This is a genomic window from Paenibacillus sp. LjRoot56 (assembly GCF_964253335.1).
In the GTDB taxonomy this organism is placed as follows: domain Bacteria; phylum Bacillota; class Bacilli; order Paenibacillales; family NBRC-103111; genus Paenibacillus_E; species Paenibacillus_E allorhizoplanae.
In genome coordinates this window covers 1,652,325-1,678,746 of the sequence record NZ_CAXURV020000001.1, presented here as the reverse complement: position 1 = coordinate 1,678,746, position 26,422 = coordinate 1,652,325, and the positions used below count along the sequence as shown (strand labels likewise).

Genomic DNA, 26,422 nt, shown 5'->3' with positions numbered 1-26,422 from the left:
CCCAGTCACACAAATAATTGGTATAATTTATAAATTTCCGCTTCTGTACCAAGCATTTCTGCACTTAAATTTACAATTAATTGTTTTCTTAGTGCATCATTATCGATAATTTCTCTAATTCCCTCACATACAGCTGCAGGCGTCATCGCAACAACGAGTCCATTGATTTTGTTTCTGATTTGATCCTTGGCGGTACTGAAGTTCGTAACAACAATCGGCTTCTGAAGAATCTTCGCTTCATCGATGGCGATGGACTTCCCTTCAAATTTAGAGGGTTGAACGTAAATATCAGCTTCTCTTATGTAAGGATACGGATTTTCTTTAATGCCCAGAAGGATAAAGTTATCTTTCAGATCATGCTTTTCGATCAGCCTTTCTAAGGATGCTCTCTCCTCACCTTCCCCAATGATATACCATTTGATTGGGTAGCCAGCTTGAATGAGACCTTTACATGATTCAACAGCAAGCTCGAAGCCCTTTTGGTAATTCAACCTGCCTACGGATACAATAGTAATGTCTTTTTCTTTGAGGTTGACGGTTTCCATAGAAAGCTTATGAATTGCAGCTGGAGAAACGATGTTATGCATAACTTCGATGTTTTGACTTAGGGTTGGAAATCGTTCTCTTAGAATATGACCACATTCTTCCGATACGGTTACGAGGTGATTAAGCTGATTGAAATAGACCTGGTCGAGATTTGGATCCATTCCCAGCTTGTCATAGTCATTATGAATAAAGCCTATTTTCTTGGAAGCCTTCACCTTATCGATGCAGAAGTAAATAGGATTCTTCTCTAAATATCCAATAGCTATGTCATAGTGGGTTTCGAGATTAGGTAATGACTTCGCTAAATACTTCCAGACACGCTGCTCACATCTGATTCTGTTCTTCTCACTTACATAAATACTGCCCGCCAGTAGTCGAAGTAATGCAATCTTCAAATTGCCTTTTCTAAGGCATTGAAAGACAGCCTTTCTCATCGACATGTCGAAGTATTTATATTCAACTGGTTCTTGCAGTAAATTCACTTCTGGGGGGAGTTTGGATAAGAATAACCCCGTATGTCTGAGGAGATAAACATCCACATCATACATCGAGTAATCTATGGTCTCTAATAAAGAAATGAGCGCCTTTTCAGCTCCACCGCAGTTTAAATTGTTCATAATAAACAGTATTTTTTTCTTCATTATTAGACCATCCTACTAGATAATATCGTAAAGTTTATATACTTCTTCCTCTGTACCCATTTGCTCTTCAGCAAGACTCTGCATGAATGATTCCCTTAATTCGAATTGATTGATAAGCACTTCAATGCCCTTGCTAATACCAACGTCTGACATCTCCACAAGCAGGCCATTTACACCATCCGTAATTTGATCCTTAGCAGATTCATAATTTGTTACTACAATGGGCTTATTCAGAATCTTAGCCTCATCGATAGCAATCGATTTCCCTTCGTATCTAGATGGTTGAACATACATATCTGCATTTTTGATGAAGGGATAAGGATTCTCTTGGATACCAAGCAGAATAAAAGTATCTTGAAGCTGCAGCGCCACAATCTGCTTCTCCAACGCTTCTCTTTCCGCACCATCGCCCAAAATGTACCATCTCACCTTGTAGCCCTTTTTTACTAGCAAGGCACAAGCATTTATGGCCATATCGATCCCTTTTTCATGGCTTAATCTAGCGATAGTAATAATATTCGTGAATTCACCATCGAATTTTTGTAAGGCAGATGGCTCACGATTAGATTCGCTTTTGATAATCCGTGGAGAAACTATATTTTGAATCACCGTGATATTATCAGTTAACTTCGTGAAAGTTTCTTTCAGTGACCTTGCGCATTCTTCTGATACCGTGACAAGCTTGTCTAACTGCTTAAAGTAGGGCTCATCCATACTTGCGATCATCCCAGAGTCTGCATAATTCGTATGAATCCAGCCAATTTTCTTAGCAGCCTTCACACGATCAACGATGTAATAAATGGATGACTTCTCTAAGTAACCGATAGCAACGTCATATTCTCGATCCAGCGTACCGAATGATCTTTTCAGATATTCCCAAGAATATTGTTCGGAGCTTGCCGTATTTCTCACAAAACGGTTAAGTGCTGCAAACATGATCCTGGCGTAAGCAAGCTTGAACTGGCGATGCGCTATCAAGGTTGTTACTGATTTCGCAAGATGCTCAGCAAAAGCTGGGTGATGATAAGTAAGCGCCACAACCTGCACTTCTTTGGGTATTGCATTCATAAAGGCACCCGTTTGGCTAAATAACAATAAATCTACCTCAAACCGTTGGTAATCGATTTGCGAAAGCAAATTGATTAGACTTTTCTGCCCGCCTCCAGCCAATAAGCTGGGTATAACAAATAATAACTTTTTCTTCATCGTATCCCTCATATAGGCCAGCATTATTGGAATAATTCATCTAAGTGCTCCACCGCTTTATAAGACATTTGCTTCATATGGGGGATGGCAACCTGCAATTTCCGCTTAATTTCATCTTCTTCAGCAACCATCTCTTTAAATCCGCTAATCAACTTCGTACTGTTTGATAGTTCCTGAAGATTCAGAACCAGCTTTTCTTCTCCAAAAAGATCTTTGGCAATCCCTTTTGATTTAATGCTGTAACCTAGAACAAGTGTAGGTACATAATTGGAGTAGGCCGCAATTGTTGCATGGGTTCTTGCTCCAATAAAGAACCTCATTCTTGCGATATATCCCTTGTATTGCGTAGCGTTAAGATAATTCGGCAATAGGATGACTCGACCTGTTTGTTTAAATTCCTCGTAATACTTCTGTAAAATCTCGAAATCATTATTTCCCCCTTCAATAACATGGGGAGTCAGTGCAATCGTCATGTCAGTAGTCTCAATAATGTGGCGGATTAGGTCTCGTACCGCTTGTTGTGATTGTGGGTTCTTGTCTGAAACCAATGGACTAAAATTAAGCCCTACTGTGTTCCCCGCCTGCCAACCGTCTGGTAAGGTTAATTCTTCTTTTTCCATAGTAAAAGCCGGATCAGCGCACAATTTAACATTATTCAACCCCTTGCTCTTTAACATTTCATACGTTAATGTTTCTCTTGCCAGTATCAGATCAAACAACTTCAAATCTGCCAATTTTCGCTCTGACATGTCCTCTGCACCTATGGAGCAGCCCCAAAGCACTAGCTTTTTCCCTTGTGCTTTCACTCTTCGATTAATTTCATACCAGCCTGGCTGTTCGCCATAACAATAGTTATCTCCACCGATGGATAGGCATATATCCATCGAAGGAATATGTTTCACGATGTTATTATTCATTTTACCCAGCGCGTAGGACTCATCGTTGAACAACTTGACATGGAGAGAGGAGCGCAGCCATGTGAAGGAATACTTCTTGATTCTTCGGGAAGAACCATCATAAATCCCATCTAATTTCGTAATAAGCTGATCCGTCTCTGGTTTTGCTGAAGCTAGGTACACCTGAGCACCGTTGATTTTCTCCTTGATTAAACTCGTCGAGGAACGGACGATAGCCTCGCAACCACGATTCAAGCTGCCATTGTGTGCAAACATCATTATTCTCATTATTCATGCTCCTCCATTATGTATTTCTCAACTTGCTATACGTTGTAGCACAATATAAGCCTAGTATGGATTTCCTCCGAATCATCTCCGCAATAAACCGCTCGTAGCGGCTTAATGTTCCGGAAGCCTCATGATAGTAGTAGGGCAAAGCTTCCCTCACATCAGGATTTTTAATCATTCTATTCACATAACGTAACCTTTCAGCAAGACCTACGTCCTTGGATGCTCTTAAATACATATTTATCGTAGCTATTACATTCGTGATAAGCTTAAATGAACGTAATTGTTTTAGCTTTAGCGGGTCGATCTCATTCGTGTAAACACCTGTTAAATCTAACCTATATACATCAAGTGCTCTCTGGAAGTAATCTTTCTCCTTCATATTCCGAGTTGCACTTCCGATTACTGCACGATAGTTATAACCGGAATAGTCGAGATAGGTTACCCGTTCTGCATGTTTAAAGAATTGCATATTAAACATGCCATCTTCGCCTAATGCAACATTCCTTGGAAACTTTACTCCGAAATCAATGATGGCACTGCGCTTGTATAGCTTATTCCAAACCGTATTCAGCTGATCTGACTTCAAGAAATAGGTCATAATTTCTCTCTCGATATAATCTCTCATGAGTACAATTCCTAGAGGAAAAGGAAACTTCGTTGTCACTTTACAACCTTCGAGCTCACACTCAAAGTTAGTGATCACCGCATCACAATCACCTTCAACAGCTGCACGATATAACGTGTCATACATGGTTGCATCTATCGTATCATCCGCATCAACGAATCCGATGTAGTCACCAGATGCTGCTTGCAGCCCAATATTCCTAGCCATACTTACACCTTGATTAGCTTGATTAATCAGCATTATTCGAGGATTTGATCTCATATAAGCTTCAATTAACTCTTTACTGCCATCCTTGGAACCATCATTTACACAGATAACCTCAATATCTGAGAAGCTCTGATTCATTACAGACTCTAAGCAAGAAATAATATAATTCTCCGCGTTATACACAGGAATTATGACACTTATCTTATGGTTGGCCATTCTTAAATCACCCCGTATAGCTTCTCCAGCTCATATGAATTACTGAAATTTTTTTCAAGCAAGTGATTCGCGAATCGCTCTCTGAGCTCCGAATTACGATACATCGTCTCAATACCAGCAGCGATTCCTTTTATGCTCAGCTCACACATTAATCCTTCCGTACCATCCTCTATTTGACTGCTAGCTGTCGCATAGCTTGTTATTAATATCGGTTTACCGAGAATCTTGGCCTCCGTCACTGTGACCGCTTTTCCTTCATAGCGTGAAGGTTGCACATACACATCACACGCTTTGATATACGGATAAGGGTTTGTTTGCTTACCTAGTAGAAGAAAGCTTTCTTCCAGCCTATTCTCGGATATCAGCTTCCGCAGCTCTGCCTCATATCCACCATATCCGACTACAAACCAGCGAATATTCGTGAGGCCTTTATCATGTAATTGGCGTAAAGCTTGAATCGCCATGTCGAATCCCTTTACGTAGGATAATCTTCCTACAGATACGAGGGTGAACGCCGCTTGGTCAGCTTCAAATGCTGGCAATGAAGCATCGGCCATTTTCTTGATGAAGTCAGGAGAAGTAATATTCTCGATCAAGGTAACCTTGTCATATAATGTAGGATAAGTTTTGAGGAATGCAGCTGTACAGGCATCTGAGATGGAGGCGATCGCATCAAACTTATTCCATACAGCAAGGTCGATGTGATTATCAATTTCAAGCTCGCTATAATCTGTGTGGATCCAAGCTAACTTTTTCGCAGCAATGACTTTCGTGGCTACAATATCATGAGGCCAAGCATAGCTGATGGCTAGGTCATAGTGCTTCTGAATGGGGGGTAACACGAAAGTTGTATATTTCAAATCTAACTGCATTTGGATGTACCCTGGTCCTTCCTTCAGCTTTCTCCTTCTCGCCTTTAGACCAGCCACTGTTTTGCTCAGCGCCCTAATCAGCAATGCGGAGAAATGACCTTCCTTCATGCATTGTTTAACGGATTTCCTAAACACTGTATAGGCCGGTACTTCTGGCAGTACATGAACCTCAGGTGGTATTAGTTTTAACAAATCACCGGAATGGTGACAGATGAAGACATCAACCTCATATTTCTCATAATTAAAGCTTTCCAGCATATTGATTAAGCTGCGCTCAACACCACCAATTTCCATATCAAACAATGAAATAAAAATTTTAGTTCGCATAGGGAATGTAGCTCTTTTCTCTTTTATTTAAGAAAACGGTATTCGCGGGTACTCGCCCTTTCACAACACTTCCTGCAGCAATTACCGCGTTATCACCAATATATGTATCTCTCAAAATCACGACATTCGAGCCAATCCACACATTTTCCCCAATAATAACCTCGCCTTTCAAAAGATGCTCTCCACCGAGATGCCTATAATTGTGATCATGATCGTTAATACTCACATGAGGAGCAATCTTAGAGAATCTGCCAATGGTTATACGACTCGCGCAGTTGATATGACAGCTATCATTGATAAACACCTTTTCGCCTATGTGAAGCTCACCATGATGGTCAACTCGTATGCTCGTATGCTTTCGAATAAAGACGAATTTGCCAATATGGATCTTAGCATGCTTACTGTACGCCTCAATTCGACTATTAGATTGCAAGACGAAGATGGAAACTTTCATATTATTCCAATAGAGAACTGTGTTCACAACAGCTCTTAGGATACCCATGAGATGTGAAGCATACATGAGAAACGTATGATACACCCCTCGGCCGCGACACTCTGCTATAAGCGTGTTCACTACTTTTTTCAATAGACTCATTTGAGGTACCCTCTTATCCTGGCAATATTATGTCCGCCGATAAGTCTAGCCAGCAACATTTTCAACTGGCCTTTTCGTCTTTCCTTAGGAGGAAGCCAGCTTTTGTAGAAGTGATGCATAGCATAGGTAATTGATGTTTTGAATGTTTGACAGTTAATATAATCGTAGGGGGAGAAGTACGTTTGAGGGTAAAATGTGCCTAGATTCGGTAGCTCCTGAAACAGTCCATCAGGCTTTAATCCCCTCTCCGTTAATAGTCGCGTGATCACGGCTACGTTGGTCAGAGAATCGAAACCCCCATTGGCACGAATAAATGTTTTCTGTTCATAAGATTCTAAGAACAACTGGATAAGCTTATTCCCCTTCATCGCGCCAATCGTGCTTGTAGCAATAAAGTTCGCCTGTTCAAAACCCCAGAAGGATTCATGATGCAACAAATCATCGAAGGGTCGAAATACTTCCACATCTGTATCCAGATAAATTCCCCCCATATGATACAGAGCATGCACGCGCGCATAATCACTTACGAACGCGAATTTGCCAGCAGCATACGCCTCTTTGGTATATGGATGCCGGTAAATGTCAAAATTTCGTTCATTCCACTCTATGATCTGATAGTCCGCAAGATGCAATTGCCAACTCGCTAAACATCGCTTCACGATTTCCGGTTTTTCCTTTCCGCCAAACCAACAATAATGAATAATTTTAGGAATGCCCATATCGCAAGCTCCTTAGTTATAGAAAGAATAATCACAAATTTTCTTTATAAAGAACAACAAAGGCGAAGTAATTCGAAATTATTCGCTCTTAATTCTAATAATAGTTCTTTATAGAGAACATGTCAACATAAGACTTTCTTCCTATTTACGTCGGCGCCGTTTGCTTCTTCGTTCTTCTCCAGGCCCATAGGAAGGGACGCAAAGGGAAGTACAGGAACTGCGCATACTTAGGCAACGGTAAGGTTTCTACGTCCTCTGGATAGGGATACATAAAGCTCAGAACGAACAATACTTTATTCCAATTCGACATAAGCGCGAATAAATGGCGTTTATGATATTTAGACACATCCTCGGGTACAGGATCGGTATGGAGATTGATCATCTGGCGAATGTAGAAGATAGCCCCTTGGGCTAAACGCCTTCCGCGATTTCCTTTGGTGAGCACTCCCTGTTCTTCGGTTAGCGGTGTTTGCAACAACTGCGCTGCTAACGTTAGTGCTTGAGCCCCTATTTGAAGGATACCATTGGTCTGGAGTTGCTTGAACAGGATGGCCGTATCTATATCTTGCCTCAGCATACGATCCATATCGACTAACCATCGAAGTCGTGACCAGCCATGTCGTGCGCCGTGGGTGGCCAGAAACGAAAATAAATCCTCTCTCCCTAGATAATGGACAGGACTGCTCGTGATCGTGCTTATCCTTTTCCTTTCCCATAGTTCATTAAAGCTTGGCTCTTTCGCTGGGCCAGGACCTAGTCGCCAATGTACTTCTACCGTAGTGCGTTTCTCCGCATGGTAAAATGTGATGTGATGATGCCGCCACTTCCAATCATTAAGTATGGTTAGTGGGTATTCAATTTTCACATAATTAAGCTTACAGAGTAGTTCTTCTACTCGCTCTAAATCGTCCATAGGTACCATAATGTCAAGATCGCGCGAGGTTCGAAGGGACAGATCACCATACAAGTCCGCAGCAAGAACGGGCCCCTTCAGCACGAGTGAGCGAATCATTTGAGCTGCAAAAGATTTGCTCAATTGCTCCATCTCTGCACTTAAATGCAGCATTTGAAAGGCATTTATCTGATATTGCTTACGCAAAGCTTCTAAGACAAAGACCGGAACCCCGATTTCTTTTTTATCCTGGAGTCTCCTGTACAGATCAGGATACACCCGATGATGCAAGGTTAGCTGAAGGAACAAATCCCAGTCCAGCTCCTCAAGCCAATCTTCTGGGATGGCGGTACATCCCCCTTCATTTTGTCTACTAGTTAGAAGCATGAGAAGTACCTTTAATTCTTTAGGAAACTGTGACACTTCTAATTGAAAATCGGTATCCACCATATGACTCACCTTAGCCCCCTATTCCTCTCATACCCGCATGCGATCCCCTCACGCTAACCATGAGGCATAACGACAACTTGTTGCTCTAGCAAATGATTCAGCAAGCTCTTCTTTTCATTGGCCAGTTGATTAAACTTACCTTTCTGAACAACAGTTCCTTGATCGACAACAATGACTTGATCGGCATTACGGATTGTCGACAAGCGATGCGCGATGACTATGATCGTCATTTTACCCTTTAATTGATCTAACGCTGCTAGAATTTTCGCTTCATTCTCCGTATCGAGCGCACTGGAAGCTTCATCCAAAACTAGGATGGACGTTTTACGCAGGATGGCTCTCGCCAGAACAAGACGTTGCCGCTCTCCACCAGAAAGTCTAACACCGCGGTCTCCGATCAGCGTATCCAATCCTTGCGGTAGACGTTTCACAAATTCTGCAGAAATTGAAAATTCTAACGCCTCCCAGATTTCTTCTTCCGTTGCTTGCGGTTTAATCATCAATAAGTTCTCTCTGATACTGCCATTAAACAGAAATGGATCCTGCGGAACATAACTAATGGCTTGCCGGAAGGAGAGTAAGTTTTCGCTGGTGAGTGGTACCCCGTCGATACAGATTTGACCTTTCTCTGGCTGAAGGAGCCCCATGACGATATCAATCAATGTGCTTTTCCCTGCACCAGAACGTCCCACAATGGCTGTTGTTTGGTTAGCCGGAATATGCACTTGGATATTTTCAAGCTGATAGGTAGATTCTTGCTTATTATAGCGGAAGTAGATTTGCTTACATTCTATGCCCTGATTAACCGACATGGGTACGATGTACTTTGCCGACTTCTCCGCATCTTCAAACTCCTTAGCATTCTTACTATCCTCTTGCAAGCGAAGAATCGATTGGAAAGCTGGGACGCAAGAAGCAATTTGCTCCAAACTAGATTGAATCCCTGTAAATCGCGGCCATAATCTCGAGAAAATCAAAACTATTAATAAGAGTTGACTAGGCTGTGCTTTAAATAATTGGATCGAAACGTAAATAAGAGAGGCAATCAACAAGGTGGATGTAATTTTGTAGAAGGTTTGTGAAGTGTTTTTTAATTTGTTCATTTTGAGTTGTTCTGCCACAACGCGTTCACACCAAGTCCGCAACCAAGCATAGCGGGATGCTTCTAAAGAATTGCTTTTAATATCTTTAATTCCGTTAAATTGGTCGGTAATTCCACCTAGATAGCTTTGTGCAATTTCGATGGTCTCATTACCAACCACTCTTGACTTCTTAATAAAACGCCTTGAGAACAAAGCTATAATAAAACCAGCAGCTAAGACGAATACTGTAATCTTTGGTGAAAGCCAAAAAGCTATACCCAGTTGAATAGCTGTGAAAATTACAGATGTTAGTAGCTGAAGCAAGAGATTCGTCCCTCTCACAAGATGTGAAATTTCTTCCGTTAAGGAATTAATGAGATCTGATTTTCTCTTACTAACAAAAAAGGCCCAATTCGCCTGCATTAAAGTGCGATAGGTTTCCATACGAATCTGGTTGGTGAAGCCCATAATAATACGCAAGTTTCGTTGATTTAAATTTTGCTGAATGAGCGTTTGTGAGATGATCATCCCCGCGTAAGCACCTAACAGCAGGAGTAAACTCCATTTCGCAGGCAAATCCTGCAGAAAGCCAAAAATATGCTGTAACGTACTGGAACCTGAACTTATGCTAAGTACACCACTTAGACTGATCAACGGGATTAAGAGTAAAACTCCTGCCCCTTCCAGCAAACTAACCAGAACCATACCTATCACATTGATATATAAAATCTTTCCAGCAAATACGTGTAGTTTTCTTGCAAAATATAAGAGTTGCTTCACCACAAATCCCCCTAAATAACCTGATCTCCCCTTATGCGAATGTGTAGCAAAGCCCTTATACACAGTCTCGTATAAGGGCTTTAAATCTTTATGTAGTATTCAGATCCTAGCTAGGCCCAAGTGCAAGAGGAATACCGAAAAAAGATAGGTCAACACGCTCGTCTGGCTCTCCAGCCATCGTCATACTAAGATCAAGGGCTTCCAACTCCGGTTTTTGCCATTGTTTTTGCATAGAATCACCTCCCTCCATGCACCTCTGGTTTAGACTTTTTAGCAAAAGTACCAACAACAGTAAACCTTTTCATTTCTTCTGCTCCGGAGACATAATAGGGGCCGCTACGCAGCCAAGCATGGGCGACCATGCTCCCTGTTTCGTCCTTCGCAGTTCCAAGATAAAGTGTACTATCGATCTTACGCCTTTCCAGCATTTTCATCGCCGCAAGTGCTCTCACCAGGCATTTGCTATCCCATGGGGTATAGCGGCTCATGGTTTGAATAGCTCCAGCAACATTTGAAACCTTCCTTCTATTCATATGGAGTGGATCTGTGCTCGTCTCACCCATCTGAAGGTCAAACATTTGAATCACTTTTGTGAAACGTATTGATTTAAGAACACGGGCCCAGCCCAGATACATATAAGCTTCCATAAATAAAAGCATTGTTTTCATATCCAAGGAACAAATGAGTTTGAAGATGCGAACGAATCGCATGGGGACTATCTTATTTTTCACGAACATGAATAAGCTCTTCTTTCAGTAAATGTTCCAAAAAGCCAATAACGTGTTCTTCACATTGCTCTTTATCTACCTGATACTCCGAGATTAAAGTAAGAATAACATCTGCAACGACAACTGGTGATGCAATAAGCTCCCAGATCCTGCCGCCTACTTCGCCTAAATTATAATATTTATTATGCTGCACATTGAGCATGACCTTATCTTCGCCCATATTACTAACAATGTTCCCTTTACCTTGCTCAACAATATCACTGATTGTCATCGTAGCTTGTTTAATCATGTGTGTACGCCTCCTAATGGATTGTATCTAAAATTAATGAGACAAGTTGATGAGCGGTAAAGCCATTAGTCGGGCGATTTAACTGATAAATATCCATGTGTTCTACCATGCGGGCCGATGTCGTGAAGTGCCAGTCCATCAAGCCAAGCGGCGCTAGAAAAGATTGACGATAAGTATGATAGAACAGCCTAGATAAGCCTGTAAGTTTCGGAATTTGTTGAATACTTACCTGCTCACCGTCATACTTCACAAGCTCAAATACTGCGGCTAATGGAAGTGTTTCCGTTGTAAAATTTGCAGGCACCGGAATCGTATATTTCGTTTCTCTTTGGAATATTGGATCGTAATGACTTGCTTCCATCCCAAAATGAGTTAAACTTTCCTGCCAAAGTTTCTGCTGTGGATATGCTGGTGTCACCATTGGCTTGTCTGAAGAATCAAACGTGATTGGAATGACATCATCACTTAACAGGGAGTAACCATGATTGATAAACGCTGAGGCGAGCGTCGATTTCCCAGCACCTGAATGCCCAACAATCGCGTAGGCCTTACCATCAATTGCGATTGCACTGCCATGTAAAGGCAATATGCGCCTCTGCATCAATATCGCACCCATACAAGTCCCAAGTAGATAAAGGCGAATTTTGGATTCCTCAGCATGATTAACCGGTGAGATTGTAATCCTATTCCCATCCTGAATTAAGAAAATGGCTGTATCGTATACCCGAAATATGACCTTATCTTCATGAAAGAGGATACTTTGATTATCAGGTACTAGTTCTGACCACAGTTTGGATAAGTCAGCTATCACAACCTCTACATCAGCATCTCCTTGTATATCACTTATTAGGCTTAGTTCGGGCAGATGAAGGTCGCTGCGAATGCTTAAGCCAAATGCTTGAAAAATCACTCTCTCTTGCGTTTTTATCATCTCATTCACTCCAGATATGCTTCAAAATTTTTAAAGCAACCCTTATACGAACTGCATATAAGGGTTGGTTGCCTACGACTTTTCCTAAATTAGCTATGAAGATGAACAGTTTCATTTTGATCAGAGTAAGTAGCATCGATATAATCAGAGGTTGGACCAGCCAATGTCATACTTAGATCAAGTGTTTGTAATTCAGGTTTATTCCACTGTTTTTGCATAATATCACCTCCTTATGAAAGTTTCTTGAGAAACCTATAAACAATAAGACTTCTCATGAGTATCCTAAAATCAGGACTAAATGCAGCATTCGCTTGAGGGGCATTGCGAATATTTGAAATTGCTGACTGTAGCACAGGTACATTCAGCAGCTGAGAAGCCATTGGATCCTTGCTTAATTGCTGGACCTCTTCAATAAAAGATGACCAGGAAGGCGTCATACGATGAATCACATCTGTTCCCTGGATCCCTCTAAGACGTTGATTTAACCGAATATCGTCTGGCAAAAGATTATGCATCGATCTTCGGATTAGCGCTCGATCCTGACCCTTCTGTATATACTGTTCCATCGGTAAGGATAGGCAGAATCTGATGACCCTTAAATCATTCGTTGGGTCTCGTCCCTGCAACTTATATCGAAGCGATAGCTTGGATGTGCTTGTATTGCTTGTGCTCCATAAATTTAACTGTTGAAAATGCATGATTCTTTCTTTATCCAAATTTTTAGTAAGCTGAACACCAGCTAACATGCCTTTCGCTTCCAACTTTTGAATAATATTTGTCTTCCTTGCTAATTCTGGATTTAATAGCTGTGGAGGAGGCTCCTGTTGGGTTCCTTTTGAGAACAATTGATGGATCCCTGGAAATGCCTTTTGAGCAGCTAACTTGAGAATATGGGCTCTACCAGATTCCATTCTCACACTGAATTTGCATACCTCATCATACAGATGGACCAAGCTCAATTTCCTCATGAGTGAGGCATAGTACTGCATAGCAGGTCCCCAAGAGATTGTGAAATTTCCCCTTCCTCCATTTAAGAGAACCCCGATATCTTGCTGGTGAGCCTTTTCATATATCCCTTTAATCCAGACGGAATTCTCAAAAAATTTGTAAGGCATTTCCATAATATCGAGCCATTCATCTACTTCCGACAAAGCACTTTTCCCAGCAAAATCGAAATATTGGTCATGGATATTACCTACATAGGCAACGGTGGATTTAATAAGCGGTCTTTCATCAGCGATAGTGTTTCTCTTGGTCCAATCAGAGAAATTCTCCTCGGGAATTGAACTGTACGTATATAATTGTTTTTTCTGCTTTTGCAGCGCTCTTGCCGCAAAGCTTACTACGGATCCCGAATCCAAGCCTCCGCTCAATTGGGAACCAACGTTGCGATGCGTTCGCAGCCTGGCTGTCACTGCCTTTTGGAAAACATCGCGAAATGCTTCTTCGTATTCTTCATTCGATTTTAACTTCAGTTGTTTTCCAGCAGAGAACGTGAAGTACTTGGTAAGTGTTACTTTACCATCCTTAACTGAAATACTGTGCGAAGGAGGTACTTGCTGGATATTCTTGTACACCGTTGATTCCACATCAACCGTATCAATAACACTGGTAATGGCTAGAAATTCAGCAAGCCACTCTTCATTTAACTTTTTTTCAATATAAGGTAACGCATGCAGCGGTTCTATAATGGTAGAGAATACAAAGTTCACGGGATTCTGGTAGTAATACAAGGTTCTGCTTCCGGTAAAGTCTCTTGCGCCAAATAACTGATGCTTTTGGACATCCCATATCATAAAGGCAAAATCGCCAATTAAGTACTTTGGAACATCTTCCCCCCATTTGCGATAGGCAAGAAGAATGAGTGTACTATCAGGTATCTCAGCCCTTCGTGACTGCTCGACCTGCAAGTGATCGAATAACTCATCACGATTATCAATTATGGCATCTGCCGTTATCGCCAGCTGCCTTTCGTGATCGTAGTAGGGAACCCGCTCGCCAACCGATTCAGGTGTAATCCACTGCGCGTGGCATCCAAAGAGTACGCAATCATTACTCCAAACTTGACTGTCATCCGCTGGGAATTTTTCTAGCACCTTCATTAGGAGGGCCCCATGCGCTAAAGAAACAGGTTGATTATTCATTTGGAAAATACCAGTAATAGCGCTCATTTAGTGCCTCCAGCATTCATTCTATTAAATTTCTTTTAATCCTAACTATCGTTCTCTTAAAGAAACATTTTCGTTTGTTTGTTCTTTATAAAGAACATTTTTAGAATATCATCTTATTTTCTACCTGTCAACCATTTCTCTAAACTTTTCTATTTCTTCCAGTTTAGTAGTACTTGAATACTTTGTTTGCCATTGTCATAGTCAAACAACTGGTAATAAACCCAATTGATATACTGACGAATCGTGCGTTGATGAAGGTTCCTGATCGTACTATAATCCCACCAAAGCTTGGTTCGATTTGGCAGAGAGAGCTCCTTGATTTCTTTCAAATGAGGAAACTGATGATAAACAATCGCAAGTGTCCTTGTGATTCTTTTTAATGTTTTATGAACATGCGCATCCTTAAATAAGGTCTCATAACGGCAGCTATCTTGCACAACATGTATCAACTGAATAATATCAATAAAGTATTTCAACGAGCTTAAATTATGCCTCCAGCCATGCAAACAAATCATATAGAACGTATGGTAGTCGGATAATTCCTTTATATACCGATACGTCCCCATAGGAGTAGCCTGCTTCCAAAATTGCTCCATACTTAAATTGGAGGTATTCTCTTTTAACAAATCCCAATGGATCTCTATGGTCAGTGGAATAGGCGATCCTGGTATTTCTTTGCTAAAGCTCCAATGAAAATGAGATGGGATTCGCTCTTGCTCAAAGGAATATCCAAGTGCTTTCACACACGCAATTGCCCGTTGGAGGTCAGATGGCTGAACTAAAAGATCAATATCGGAAGTTGCACGTGCTCCCAAATGCCCGAAGTATTTTTCGGCAAACCTTGTACCTTTAAGCGGAATAGCAGCAATTTCAGCTGCATCGAAATGTTCCAACACAATATTCATTTGATTACGAATAAACATATTTTGATATAGCGCATCACGATACTTTTCTTCAATTTTACTTCGAAAAAAATCAGGCATTTTCTCTAACTGCCCCGCTTGCTTCAATAGCCAATACATTTGTGGTGATATATCAAAAAACTCAATATCGGCAAGAACTTGTTCATAATAGGAGCGATCCTGGGGTATCGCCACACGTCGATCATATAACGCTTGTATCAAAGAGATAATCAACGCGGTCCCCCCTTTTCTGAAATGCTTGCCTAGTTAAACTTTGATATTTGCCATTTACCTGCATGAGATCATGATGCTGTCCAATCTGGACAATGCTCCCTTTATCTAAAACATAGATGACATCTGCATGTTGGATCGTTGACAGTCTATGCGCTATGACGATTGTCGTGCGCCCTACCATCAACTTGTGTAAAGCTCCTTGGACCTGTTGCTCCGTTTCATTATCTAAAGATGAAGTTGCTTCATCTAACAAGAGGATAGGCGCATTCTTTAGCACAGCTCGGGCAATAGCCAGTCGTTGCTTCTGTCCACCAGATAATCGAACGCCTCTTTCCCCAATTTCAGTATCGTACCCATTCGGAAGACTCTCAATATAGGAATGAATGTTGGCTATTGTTGCCGCTTGTCTCATTTCTGTTTCCGTAATACCTTCTCGAGCAAGCAATAGATTTTCTCTAATGGTTCGATCAAATAAAAAAGTATCTTGGGAGACATGAGCAAACAAACTCCGTAGCTCGGAGGGAAGCAGCTCTTTACTAGATCGGCCATCGATATAAATTTCACCTTTTTGTGGTTTATATATGGCTTGAAGCAAATGAAATAACGTTGTTTTACCTGCTCCACTTAAACCGACTATCGCAACGACCTTACCGGCCGGAATCTGCAAATTCAAATGTTCAAATATAGGGGGACCCCCGTCGTAACTGAACGTAATGTCTTGAAATCGAATGGATGTATGTAGCCGTTTAGGCACATTGGCGATCGGTAGCTCCTTAGCTTCCAGCGGGAGTGTCAAGATATTGTGAATTCTTTCTACCGCGGCTGCAGACCGTTGGAAGCCTGCCCATTGACCTGCCAGCTCTGTCAGCGGATACACCAAATGATTAACCAAATTTACAAAAGTCAGCAAGGACCCTACCGTTAATACGCCGATTGAAACATAATAGGAACCCATACTCAAACTCAATAGAAATGTTATCGTCGAAGCAGCTTGACCACCTACGTAAAACCATCCACGTAATTTAGCGTTGCGCATTTCCAACGAGTAGATCTCTTGATTTTTACGAGTATAGCGTCCAAGCATGATTCTCTCCATGATAAAAGAATGAATAGTCGATAACCCTTGGAAAGTCTCATTCAGATGTGTACTCATCTGCCCCATAAGTTGATACACCATTCTACCGTTATTGCGAAGTATAACACCGAAAACAATACCAAATCCAAGCGCTAAAGGAGCTAACGCGACACAGAGAAGTGCTAATTTCCAATGAATCTGCAGCAGATAGACAAAGACAGCTGTATAGATCAATGGGAGTTTAATGAGATTCATTAAGCTTCTGCCTATCACACCGTCAATACTATGAATATCATTCGTAAAGTGCGACATTAATTCACCCGAGTGATGTTTAGAAATATCACTGTGTGGTACTAGCAAAATGTGCTTATAGAGCTGCAATGAAAAATCCCTCTTCACACCGATCGTCGCCTTTGTTTCATAAACCGTATTCAGATACGTCGAAATTAAACTTACAATTAGCAAGATGATGCCAATAGGAATTAATAGCTGCATACGTTTAAATTCACTTTGAATAGCAGCATCCGTTAAACTCCCAAAGAACCATGAAAAAGCCAAGGTTAGCAAGATATCAGCGAATAATAAAATAATAAGAACAACATATACCTGCCAGTATTTCAGCATATAGGGAGTTAACAAGGTGAGTGTTCTCCGAATATCTCTAAACGTCAAATACTCTCTAATCGTAGATAAGAAGCTTCTAACTATTTCGGTCATATCATCGACGCTCCATTGCAGAATCTATCCTTGTATACGCTTCCTGCGTGCTAAGTAGTGATTTAGAACTAATGATATTGGAGGAACTCCTAACACGATGTATCCCCAGGCTTGAGCTGCCCAACCATCTACATGAATAATTCGTTCATTCCGCTGTATCCAGTCCATTCTACCTATCAACAGCTCCTGATCAATGCCTTCATCACATGCCAAATTCGTATCTCCCTTACAATGCAGGATGATCCCCTGTTCTAGCCATGCCTTCCGTAACAAGCGATGAGCAACTAAACTTCCATATCGCGTAAAAAATAGTATGACATCGCCTTTCTTGATATGATCAGCTTGGGCGGGTACAAACCTGCATATATCCCCCATTTGAATAAAAGGATACATACTTGTACCTTGAGCCGGAAGCTCAATCCAACCGTTTTTATCCATAGTTTGTACAATTAGCTGCCTATATTCCTTAGGAAATTGCATGTTGTACCAGACCTCGTCTGATCATATCCTGCAAAAAGGCTTCAATGTCAGCTTCAACTGGTTCATCCACCAATTCATACTCCTTTCGCACAGCTTCACTGATCGAACTCACCGTTTGTGCTACCCCTAGCAATGACCAGCAAAATCCGCCCACGCCATTTAGTTTCGTTAAGGTGTATTCATCTGTGTTCAAAATTATCCATTCCACATCCAATTCAATGGACTCATAGTCATTCATCCGGAGGTACTGGGACATTACGAAATCAGCTCCCAAAATGTATTATTTTTTTGAAACTGTAACTCACTGATCGAAATAGAACGAACCATTTGTCGTAACATTTGGAGGATACGAATTGTTTCATCTGGGCTATGCGTCCAATAAAAAACTTTGTCCATGAGATGTAGAAAAGCATCTGATTGACTAAGAGAAGCAACATGATTCGTACGTGCCTGCTTCAATAAGTAAATACCGGCAAGCGGACTGATTTCTTTGGATCCAGTTCGGGAAAGTTCACTTCGAAACGGAGAATCAAACACAGTCACATGACTGGAAGTTATTTTGACAATTGTAGCTTCATCGGATAGAAGCTCGCGAGGATATGACAGCTTGGCAGCAGTTGATTTACCAGCGCCAGAGTACCCGGCGAACAAATAAGCTTTATCATGATCGACCACACAGGAAGAATGGATTAATAACCCCCATCCAACATGCACCAAATAAGAGCTATATAAGTTCATCCATGCATGCTTCAACGCCAGTTCGTTATAAACAGCAATTGTAGCACTACGATAATCATGTTCGGCTTCAATGAAGTAGTCCGCCCTACGATAGCAAATCTTATTTGCTTCTGTTGATATCTTTACCTCATAGTCAACAAATGCTTCCCCATAGCCATCACTTAATTGAAGCCTGATATGAGGCGTAACCTTAGGAGGTTGGGTGATCAAGAAATTGTTGCACATCCAATTTAGAATCATAGTTGATTGACATTGCACTTCAATCGTATGCTCACCAATTCTCGTGTAAATGAGTTCCATGTTCATCACCTCGGACTTCTATATAAAGCAATCATGGAGGTCAAGTATACAGAATATTGACCTCCATCAACTTCTAATTAATGATTCCCATTATGATGAGGTCCACTATATGGTGGGTTAGGATAATGAATGCCACCATTTCCATTCCCATTGTGATTGGTATTGCCTTGGCCTTTATTCCAGCTTTGAGCTGTTTCAAAGCGAACTGGCTGTTGGCTTAAAACGCGGGGACGCGAATATCTTCTTGGTTTCATTGCTGTTTCATTTTCCATCGTTCATCTCTCCTATCGGTTCCATGATTGAATGAGTCTTCTTACCTCACCAAATGGTGTATCAATAATTTCATACATGTTCAACTTTACCGTGGTTTCTTGTCTATCATAATCAAAGTTCAGTGTCTGCGGGCCGCTAACAATCTTATTCTCACCTGTGAATGAAAGCACCTTGGAGGTCATAATCTTATTCGATGAATCCACAAGCTCCAGTCTCAATTTAGACGATCCTTGATCCGCTACAACCTCATCTTGGAGTTTAATGTCAAAATCAACATTTAACTTATAGGAATACGAGTTTCCTGGGCCCATATTATAATAGGCCGTTAACGACCAACTATTTAATGTCGTCTTAAAAGGATAGAACGCCTTATCAGAGGAATCGTCCGCCACTTTGGTTTGAAAAGCAGCCACAGGGAAATTATAGGGCTCCACTCTTTTCGTATCCAGAATTTCCATTGCTAATCGAGCACCGGTTTCTGTATTCGGAACAATATAGGAGTAGTAGATAACATAGCTGATATTAGGAATCAGAGTTTCGACTTTCGTATCTTGCCTATTACCCAAGTACTTATTTCCACTACTACTTGTCAAACTGGTTTGAAATTTCGGAACTTGAACAGGTCCCTCACTCTTATTAAGCAATTTAAACTTAGCAACAACTGCTTTAAACCCGCCACCCGTACTCTCATTCATTTGCAAGTCAATCATGGATACTTCCACCTCTGGGCGAATGAGACCACTTAATGGATCAAACTTGATAGGCTTGTTCAACTCATACATGGACAGTTGATTCATAAAACGCTGTGTGCTGGTAGCTCCAGAAAGATTGATCATCAATCTTCCGATTAGATAAGAGATATGTGATTTATCCTCACCTACAAAATCTTCAGGCGTTAATATGACTAAACTCCTTAAATCTGCTTTGTTTTTTACAGGAATCGCATAGTACACATAATTCTTCTCACCTGGATCCAATGTGATCGTGTCTATATCTATACGTTTTCCGTTAACGGTCTTATTCAATGTTTTCCCGTTGACTCGAAAATCAGCTATCGTAGTTGCCTTGTCACCCACATTGGTAGCTAGAAAACCAACAACTGTAACGGGGCCATCTGGTGTAATCTGTTCATTCAAGCTCACAGGCTTGTATTCGACACTGCTTGATAACACAGGGATTTTAAACGTATTATCCCATTGCTTTATCAACGCTGGATCAGAGATAGCAGCCTTTTCCCCTTTCCACTCCATGTCAGAAATCGGAACCGAGATGATCCTTGTTTCATGCTTGGGATAGACGAATTCATCAACATCCAACCAAGACAGTTCAGTTAAAGCGAAGTCATCGTATCGATCTACAACATTCATATAGCTTAGTTCAACCGTCTCTTTCGGTTGTACATTTCTAGGATTTGCTTGACTCGGACGCATAATATATTCCAAACCCTCTTGTGTCTTCGCACGAACTTCATATTCTGGAACACCGATTAAGCGATCTCCAGCATTATAAAGGCGAACAACAGCACCTATTCTAGCGCCATTTGGGCTTGGTTCATTCAGAATACTTTTCACTTCCACGTTAATAGCATCTGTAAGTTGATAGCTCAATTCTGTTGAGGTTTGTGTGTATTTCGCATCCGCTGCTACATGAAAGGAGGCAGATGGAATGACTAAGGAGGCCGCTAAGATGAACATAATCGTCGTTTTTTTCCAATTTATTTTCAAGTCGAGTCACTCCATTTTTAATTATTGCTCTTCCACGGCCGTCATTTGAACTTTCGTTTTATCGACTAACGCACCAGGGTTCGTCTTAACAACAAGTTCCCCTTCTTTAAGGCCTGAGGTCACTTCTTGATTGGGTTCATTCAATCTGCCCAATGTAATGCCGCGTTTCTCAACGGAATCACCTACAAGTACAAAGACAAATGCTTTTTCGCCTTCTTTAACGATGCTATACGTCGGCACTGTTACAACAATCTGGTCTGCATCATCTGACATTTGAAGTTTGAGCTTCATCCCTGGCTTCAAGAGTATATCTTTATTCGGTACCTCTAAATTGATTTCATAGGATTTGCTCTCAGGGTCCATGACCTTTGCGAGATAACTGATAGGTCCCTTAAATTTTGTTTTATTGCCAGTCAGTAAATAACCCATTTCAGTCTTACCACTAACTAGTTTCGTTTCATCTTCAGTAAGCTGCGCTTTAATTTTGATAGGATCCAATCTTTGAATAATTCCAACCTGAGACCCTGAAAGCACTGGCATCCCAGTTTCTAGTGGCATCTCGGTTAGTAATCCGCTAACTGTAGCTTTCACTTCTAAGTTTTGCATAGATTGATTTAGCTGTTGCAAAGCAACTTGGGCTCCTTTGAGCTGTGACTCAAGTGCTGAGGTAGCGTCAACAGGCTCTAATTGGCTTTGCTTTTTCTTCAATTGATCCAAATCCATACGAGCATTCATCATTTGAGTTTCCATCTGAAACAACTGTGCTTTGGTTGCTAGTCCTATATCATAGTCATTTTTCATTTTGTTATAGCTCCGTAGGAGTGTAGTCATATTTAACTCCATTTTTTGAATCGCATTGCTCATCTCTAGTCTCTGATTTTCCGTTTCTCGTTGAGCCTTTATTTTCGCTTTCTCAATGGATTCCTGAATAGCCGTTATTGCAGCCGCAGCCGAATCTCTTTGGACAAGAGCCTCACTCGATTTGAGCCGAAAGATAACGTCCCCTTCTTGAACCATATCTCCACGCTTTTTCAAAATTTGCTCAATATCGCCTGATGCCTTGGCGACTACAGTAAATTGAGCGGAGGATTGCACTTCGGCGGCACGCTCCAGCGGATCTCCAATTTTTTGCTTGATTACCTTAAATGCTTTCACAGATGGGATGGCTTGATCTTTATACACAGACTTTGCGTCATTACTAGTGACAGCTGTGTCTGAGCAGCCTGCCAAAATACCAATGCTTAGCGTCAATATGCACACGATTCTTCCGGTTCGTAGATTCGGCTTTCGTCTTTTTTGTCTCATTAGCTATAAACTCGCTCCCCTTACTTTGATTTTTCAACATAACGGATTAGAGGTAAGCATTGGCCTCATGATTTCGTACTTCGTTCAAAACGACCCCAATCAATTTTACATTTGCAAGCAATAGCTCTTCTTTCACTTTCTTAGCTACATCACGTTTGACCTTTCCATATTCAACGATGAGAAGTACTCCGTCACACTTCGTCGCTATAATCTTAGCATCCGTAATCGTTAGTAGAGATGGCGTGTCCACGATCACAATATCGTACATTTCCCTTAGTGTGGCTAATAGGGCATCCATTTGCTTCGAGGCTAGTAAGCCAGAAGGATTCTGCGAGCTTGGTCCTGAAGTAATAATTGAAAGGTTCTCCACAATTGTCTCCCGAACGAGTTCGCTTACATGTGCCTGACCCTCCAAATAATTGGTAAGTCCCCGTCTATTCTCATCACTGAAAGCTTGATGAATGGATGGATTTCGTAGATCCGCATCCAGCAGCAACACTTTCTTTCCGATTTGCGCGTAGGCCACAGCCAAATGAACTGCTGTTGTAGTCTTCCCCTCACCTCGGCTTGAAGACGTGATTGTAATCGATTTTGCCTCTCGACCAAAAGTAGAGCACTCGATATTAAACCTCAACGATCTATAAGCTTCTGAAGTTGAGGAGTTGGGATGAATGTGCATCATAACGGGGGAATTAGAATTAGTAGCTAGTTTTGGCATATGAGATGTCCTCTGCTTTTTTGCTAATTTTATTTTTCCGCTTTACGCGTTGCATGTTCTTTTTTACTTTAGGTATGTAAGCCAAGGTCGAGAGTTCAAAAACCTCACGAATGTCCTCTTCTGTTTTCAACGTATCGTCCAAAGCATCCCATAGAAGAATGATACCAACTGTAGCAGCAAAGGAGACAAGAAACCCTAGGATGATATACTGATTCGATTTCTGATTTATAGGCGTTGGATTATCTTGAACCTTAGCTCGATTCAGAATCGTAATATTATCAACCTTCATAATGTTAGGAATTTCTGACTGGAACACATCAGATACCGCGTTCGCAATGCGCACTGCTCGTTCGTGTGAGAGATGTCGTGCAACAATCGACATAACCTGCGTTTCATTGATATTGGTTACATTGATTATCGAGATTAATTGGTCTGTGGAGACGTGTAAATCGGGGTAGCGTTGAACAACTTTATCCATAATTGCTGGTGTTCTAATAATTTCCTTGTAGGTATTAATGAGGGACATATTGACACCAATGGCTCCATAATCAATTTGTTCTTTGCCCAGTTGATCTTGCTCTGAAGTCTTATTCACTATTAGTTTTGTAGAAGCTTGATAGATTGGAACATAGTTTGATGTCGAATACATAGCTGTAAAAATGGTACAAGTACCTACAACTAGAACTATGATCCACCAGCGTTTTAATATAACCATCAAATATTCCTTCAAATTAATTTCCATAATTCCCCTCCATAGAAGTCTATTTCGATTTCCTATGATACTATTTGTATCTTAATTGTTACTCTTACTTTAAGATACTTTTCGTATCATGTCAACACAATATTATTGATTTTTAGTTCCAAATCGTATCGAAATTAAGCGAGCTATAGAATGCAAAAAGCAGCACTTTCCCCCTAGAGGATAGGCTGCTTTTACTAGGTAAAACTCCCTTATTTATCTCATTCCCATCGATGCTACGCGGACTGACTCACCCGCACCTAATCTTGAAACTAGCAGAGCTTGCTGCAGCAGTAACGCTAGCAGCTTCCGCATGGAGCCAATGCCGATTTTACCCATAATATTGGCAAGGTGAATTTTCACTGTTTTCTCACTGATACAGCAATTTTCGGCAATTTCTTTGTTGGTATATCCATATGTAGCAAGTAAAGAAAGGATTTCGGTTTCACGTTGAGTTAGACCATAGTTGGAATAAAATTGAAGTAAAACGTCTGACTTTTCTGGATTTATTGGCTTCATATGACAACTTCCTTTATATGAATGTGTCTTTCTCGACTAAGATCAAGAAAGGTATTTTCGATTTTCACGAGTGGATTCGTATCATCCGTTGGATTAATATAGACGACTTCGCCCCAACGGCCATCCGTGAGAAGCACTTGCCGGCCCACTAGATTGTAGATGATATTCTGTAAAAAAACGGAAACAATATGCGGATCTAATTCACCGAAGAATCCTTTCCTTAAGCGGCTGACGACCTCGTGAAAAGGCATCATTTCGTGATAGGGCCTCTTCGATGACATCGCATGGAATACATCTGCAACAGCTACGATACGGCTCATTTTATCGAGTTGACTATCTTGCAGCTGCAGGGGATATCCCGTGCCATCTGCTCGCTCATGATGCTGAAGGGCAACCAAAGCTACTCGATAGTTAATGCCTACCGTTTCTCGCAGCATATTGTAGCCAAGAATGGTGTGTTTTTTAATTTCTTCATATTCTGCCGTCGTTAATTTGCCCGGTTTCATTAAAATTTCTTGAGAAACTTTGATTTTACCCACATCATGCATGGTTGCTGCTAAAGATAAAAGCGCCACTTCTGTCTCTGCGAGCTCCATCCATTTGCCAATAAGTGTCGAAAGAATGCCCACGCCAATATTGTGTTGATGGGTGTATTCATCCTTGGCCTTAACGGCTTGGAATAATTGAAAGAGATCCGGATTGTCGGCTGCTTGCTGGACGATAGGAATTAATTCTGACTTAATCTCAAGCAGTGGTATTTTCTTTTTTGTCTGAATACGTTCGAATAAGTCTTTGGCATATTCCGTCGCTTTTTGAACAAGACGGTTCGCGTCATGAGCAGGTGCAGATTGCGTCTGGCCATCAGGCATAGTCGTGGTTACGATATCCATCGCGTCAATGCGATGCTGCTTAAATAAGTCCAAATGCTCTTGATTGAGAACGGTATGGATAGGAACTAAGACTAGCCCATAACTTGTTGTCACATCATATCTTAATCTTTTACCCAGTAGGTCTCTCAAGATATCCCGCTCCATTATTTCAAAATCATACCAATTTCTATTATATACGACATGCCCCTTCGCATATATGGGAGAAACAACCTATATTTCGACAAATTAATCTAGGTTAATTTTCCCAGTTCGTTATATTATTGCATTCCATATAGGACTAGCGATCCTTTACTTTTGTTATTTGCTATCCGTGACATCCGTCTATCCCCCTGCATATAGTAAGTATCGACAATCCGCTTTTACCTAAGGAGGACTTCACGAATGGCATCGAACAAAAAACAAGAACTGCGCGACGTAGAGCTTGAAACGGAGATTTCAAAAAGCGCAGCCACGGAATCAGACTATCCAACAGCCTACTATCCACAAACACAAAATACGCCGTACCCATACGGCTATCCCGTACCCCAATACTACGGCTGGGTACCAGCCTATGATCCACGCGGCCTAGGAGGCTTCGGCATCCCTGGCTTCCCAGGGACTGGCGGCATGCTACCTGGATTCCCAGGTGGGCAAGGCGGCTTCGGTGGACCTGGTGGTTTCCCAGGTGGGCCAGGGTTCCCTGGCGGTCCGGGCGGTTTCCCGGGTGGACCTGGTGGATTCCCTGGCGGACCTGGCGGTTTCCCAGGTGGACCAGGAGGATTCCCTGGCGGTCCAGGCGGATTCCCTGGCGGTCCGGGCGGTTTCCCTGGCGGCCCTGGACCTGGGCAAGGGCAAGGCGGATATCAACCGCCAACCTCTGCGCCACCGTCCCATGTACCGCAAAAGCCGCTTAAAGCACCTGGTGTTTACGCCGTAGATCCAGGCGGCATCTCCCGCTGCTTGTTCAGATTCACATATATCTGGCAAAGCAACGGACAACAATACTGGTATTTCCCAGTGTTCGTTGGACGGACATCGGTTTCTGGATTCCGTTGGACCGGATTCTCTTGGATGTTCTTTGGGATTGATTTGCGCTTTATTGACGCCTTTACTTGTTAATTCATCACGACAAATTAAACCAGTTAACATCGAGTTTTCCGGATGTTAACTGGTTTTTTGCTGGTGCATCCCGTTGCTACATTTGTATGAACAGGAAAATATACAGCTATTTTCTAGGAATTGCCTCGCAAATTCGATTTAACTGTAGAAAATCCAACTATTCGCCTCAAAGATCTAGATTCTTATATCTAAAAAAGCTTCCAACACCACACCATCGTGGGGGTAGAAGCTTTTTTCCTTGAGCAC

General features: G+C 41.5%; 28 protein-coding genes. 1 reads left to right on the top strand and 27 read right to left on the bottom strand.

Going from position 1 to position 26,422, the window contains the following annotated elements; translation table 11 throughout:
• Window positions 1–5 precede the first annotated feature (5 nt).
• The 27 genes from ACSQ8O_RS07480 to ACSQ8O_RS07350 form a co-directional block, all read right to left on the bottom strand.
• On the bottom strand, window positions 6–1,187 hold the full coding sequence (locus tag ACSQ8O_RS07480) for a glycosyltransferase (RefSeq protein ID WP_436241055.1): 1,182 nt from the start codon (window positions 1,185–1,187) through the stop codon (window positions 6–8).
• Between the two features lie 15 nt (window positions 1,188–1,202).
• Window positions 1,203–2,393, bottom strand: a complete 1,191-nt coding sequence (locus ACSQ8O_RS07475; protein ID WP_436241054.1) for a glycosyltransferase — start codon at window positions 2,391–2,393, stop codon at window positions 1,203–1,205.
• 23 nt (window positions 2,394–2,416) lie between these two features.
• Window positions 2,417–3,577 (bottom strand): polysaccharide pyruvyl transferase family protein, encoded by a 1,161-nt coding sequence (locus ACSQ8O_RS07470; protein ID WP_056608919.1) that lies wholly within the window; start codon window positions 3,575–3,577, stop codon window positions 2,417–2,419.
• A gap of 16 nt (window positions 3,578–3,593) precedes the next feature.
• Window positions 3,594–4,628, bottom strand: coding sequence for a glycosyltransferase family 2 protein (locus tag ACSQ8O_RS07465; protein ID WP_436241053.1), 1,035 nt, complete (start codon window positions 4,626–4,628; stop codon window positions 3,594–3,596).
• A 2-nt stretch (window positions 4,629–4,630) separates the two neighbouring features.
• Window positions 4,631–5,827: a glycosyltransferase gene (locus tag ACSQ8O_RS07460; protein ID WP_436241052.1), complete on the bottom strand. Its 1,197-nt coding sequence runs from the start codon at window positions 5,825–5,827 to the stop codon at window positions 4,631–4,633.
• A complete protein-coding gene (locus ACSQ8O_RS07455) occupies window positions 5,817–6,422 on the bottom strand; it encodes an acyltransferase (RefSeq protein ID WP_436241051.1) in 606 nt (201 codons plus the stop codon). The genes ACSQ8O_RS07460 and ACSQ8O_RS07455 overlap by 11 nt, the downstream gene beginning before the upstream one ends.
• Complete coding sequence (locus ACSQ8O_RS07450) at window positions 6,419–7,141, bottom strand: glycosyltransferase family 32 protein (RefSeq protein ID WP_436241050.1); 723 nt, start codon at window positions 7,139–7,141, stop codon at window positions 6,419–6,421. The genes ACSQ8O_RS07455 and ACSQ8O_RS07450 overlap by 4 nt, the downstream gene beginning before the upstream one ends.
• A 145-nt stretch (window positions 7,142–7,286) precedes the next feature.
• Window positions 7,287–8,480 (bottom strand): nucleotidyltransferase domain-containing protein, encoded by a 1,194-nt coding sequence (locus tag ACSQ8O_RS07445; protein ID WP_436241969.1) that lies wholly within the window; start codon window positions 8,478–8,480, stop codon window positions 7,287–7,289.
• 56 nt (window positions 8,481–8,536) lie between these two features.
• Window positions 8,537–10,345 (bottom strand): ABC transporter ATP-binding protein, encoded by a 1,809-nt coding sequence (locus ACSQ8O_RS07440; protein WP_436241049.1) that lies wholly within the window; start codon window positions 10,343–10,345, stop codon window positions 8,537–8,539.
• 106 nt (window positions 10,346–10,451) lie between these two features.
• Window positions 10,452–10,577 (bottom strand): paeninodin family lasso peptide, encoded by a 126-nt coding sequence (locus tag ACSQ8O_RS07435; protein ID WP_157256763.1) that lies wholly within the window; start codon window positions 10,575–10,577, stop codon window positions 10,452–10,454.
• A gap of 4 nt (window positions 10,578–10,581) precedes the next feature.
• Entirely contained in the window at window positions 10,582–11,055 is a 474-nt protein-coding gene (locus ACSQ8O_RS07430; RefSeq protein WP_436241968.1) for a lasso peptide biosynthesis B2 protein, read from the bottom strand.
• 10 nt (window positions 11,056–11,065) lie between these two features.
• A complete protein-coding gene (locus ACSQ8O_RS07425; protein ID WP_056608908.1) occupies window positions 11,066–11,362 on the bottom strand; it encodes a lasso peptide biosynthesis PqqD family chaperone in 297 nt (98 codons plus the stop codon).
• Between the two features lie 13 nt (window positions 11,363–11,375).
• Window positions 11,376–12,293, bottom strand: a complete 918-nt coding sequence (locus ACSQ8O_RS07420; RefSeq protein WP_436241048.1) for an aldolase — start codon at window positions 12,291–12,293, stop codon at window positions 11,376–11,378.
• An 89-nt stretch (window positions 12,294–12,382) separates the two neighbouring features.
• On the bottom strand, window positions 12,383–12,511 hold the full coding sequence (locus tag ACSQ8O_RS07415; protein WP_056608904.1) for a paeninodin family lasso peptide: 129 nt from the start codon (window positions 12,509–12,511) through the stop codon (window positions 12,383–12,385).
• A 12-nt stretch (window positions 12,512–12,523) separates the two neighbouring features.
• Window positions 12,524–14,464 (bottom strand): asparagine synthase-related protein, encoded by a 1,941-nt coding sequence (locus tag ACSQ8O_RS07410; protein WP_436241047.1) that lies wholly within the window; start codon window positions 14,462–14,464, stop codon window positions 12,524–12,526.
• Window positions 14,465–14,613: 149 nt separating this feature from the next.
• Window positions 14,614–15,600, bottom strand: a complete 987-nt coding sequence (locus tag ACSQ8O_RS07405) for a nucleotidyltransferase family protein (RefSeq protein ID WP_436241046.1) — start codon at window positions 15,598–15,600, stop codon at window positions 14,614–14,616.
• A complete protein-coding gene (locus ACSQ8O_RS07400; protein ID WP_436241045.1) occupies window positions 15,569–17,392 on the bottom strand; it encodes an ABC transporter ATP-binding protein in 1,824 nt (607 codons plus the stop codon). Before ACSQ8O_RS07400 ends, ACSQ8O_RS07405 begins: the two co-directional genes overlap by 32 nt.
• Before the next feature lie 24 nt (window positions 17,393–17,416).
• Window positions 17,417–17,872: a hypothetical protein gene (locus ACSQ8O_RS07395; protein ID WP_436241044.1), complete on the bottom strand. Its 456-nt coding sequence runs from the start codon at window positions 17,870–17,872 to the stop codon at window positions 17,417–17,419.
• On the bottom strand, window positions 17,859–18,128 hold the full coding sequence (locus ACSQ8O_RS07390) for a PqqD family protein (protein WP_436241043.1): 270 nt from the start codon (window positions 18,126–18,128) through the stop codon (window positions 17,859–17,861). The genes ACSQ8O_RS07395 and ACSQ8O_RS07390 overlap by 14 nt, the downstream gene beginning before the upstream one ends.
• Window positions 18,128–18,910: a hypothetical protein gene (locus tag ACSQ8O_RS07385; RefSeq protein ID WP_436241042.1), complete on the bottom strand. Its 783-nt coding sequence runs from the start codon at window positions 18,908–18,910 to the stop codon at window positions 18,128–18,130. The genes ACSQ8O_RS07390 and ACSQ8O_RS07385 overlap by 1 nt, the downstream gene beginning before the upstream one ends.
• A gap of 77 nt (window positions 18,911–18,987) precedes the next feature.
• A complete protein-coding gene (locus ACSQ8O_RS07380) occupies window positions 18,988–19,182 on the bottom strand; it encodes a hypothetical protein (protein WP_436241041.1) in 195 nt (64 codons plus the stop codon).
• A 12-nt stretch (window positions 19,183–19,194) separates the two neighbouring features.
• Window positions 19,195–20,907, bottom strand: a complete 1,713-nt coding sequence (locus tag ACSQ8O_RS07375) for a hypothetical protein (protein WP_436241040.1) — start codon at window positions 20,905–20,907, stop codon at window positions 19,195–19,197.
• A gap of 21 nt (window positions 20,908–20,928) precedes the next feature.
• Window positions 20,929–22,212, bottom strand: coding sequence for an efflux RND transporter periplasmic adaptor subunit (locus ACSQ8O_RS07370; RefSeq protein WP_436241039.1), 1,284 nt, complete (start codon window positions 22,210–22,212; stop codon window positions 20,929–20,931).
• Window positions 22,213–22,258: 46 nt separating this feature from the next.
• Window positions 22,259–22,930: a CpsD/CapB family tyrosine-protein kinase gene (locus ACSQ8O_RS07365; protein WP_338113413.1), complete on the bottom strand. Its 672-nt coding sequence runs from the start codon at window positions 22,928–22,930 to the stop codon at window positions 22,259–22,261.
• On the bottom strand, window positions 22,911–23,672 hold the full coding sequence (locus ACSQ8O_RS07360; protein WP_436241038.1) for a YveK family protein: 762 nt from the start codon (window positions 23,670–23,672) through the stop codon (window positions 22,911–22,913). Before ACSQ8O_RS07360 ends, ACSQ8O_RS07365 begins: the two co-directional genes overlap by 20 nt.
• A gap of 213 nt (window positions 23,673–23,885) precedes the next feature.
• Window positions 23,886–24,188 carry a helix-turn-helix domain-containing protein gene (locus ACSQ8O_RS07355; protein WP_056608875.1) on the bottom strand — a complete coding sequence of 101 codons (303 nt, stop codon included), beginning with the start codon at window positions 24,186–24,188 and terminating at the stop codon, window positions 23,886–23,888.
• Complete coding sequence (locus ACSQ8O_RS07350) at window positions 24,185–25,207, bottom strand: HD-GYP domain-containing protein (protein ID WP_436241037.1); 1,023 nt, start codon at window positions 25,205–25,207, stop codon at window positions 24,185–24,187. The genes ACSQ8O_RS07355 and ACSQ8O_RS07350 overlap by 4 nt, the downstream gene beginning before the upstream one ends.
• Before the next feature lie 252 nt (window positions 25,208–25,459).
• On the opposite strand from ACSQ8O_RS07350, the gene ACSQ8O_RS07345 reads away from it, so the two are divergent.
• Entirely contained in the window at window positions 25,460–26,176 is a 717-nt protein-coding gene (locus ACSQ8O_RS07345; protein WP_436241036.1) for a hypothetical protein, read from the top strand.
• Window positions 26,177–26,422 lie beyond the last annotated feature (246 nt).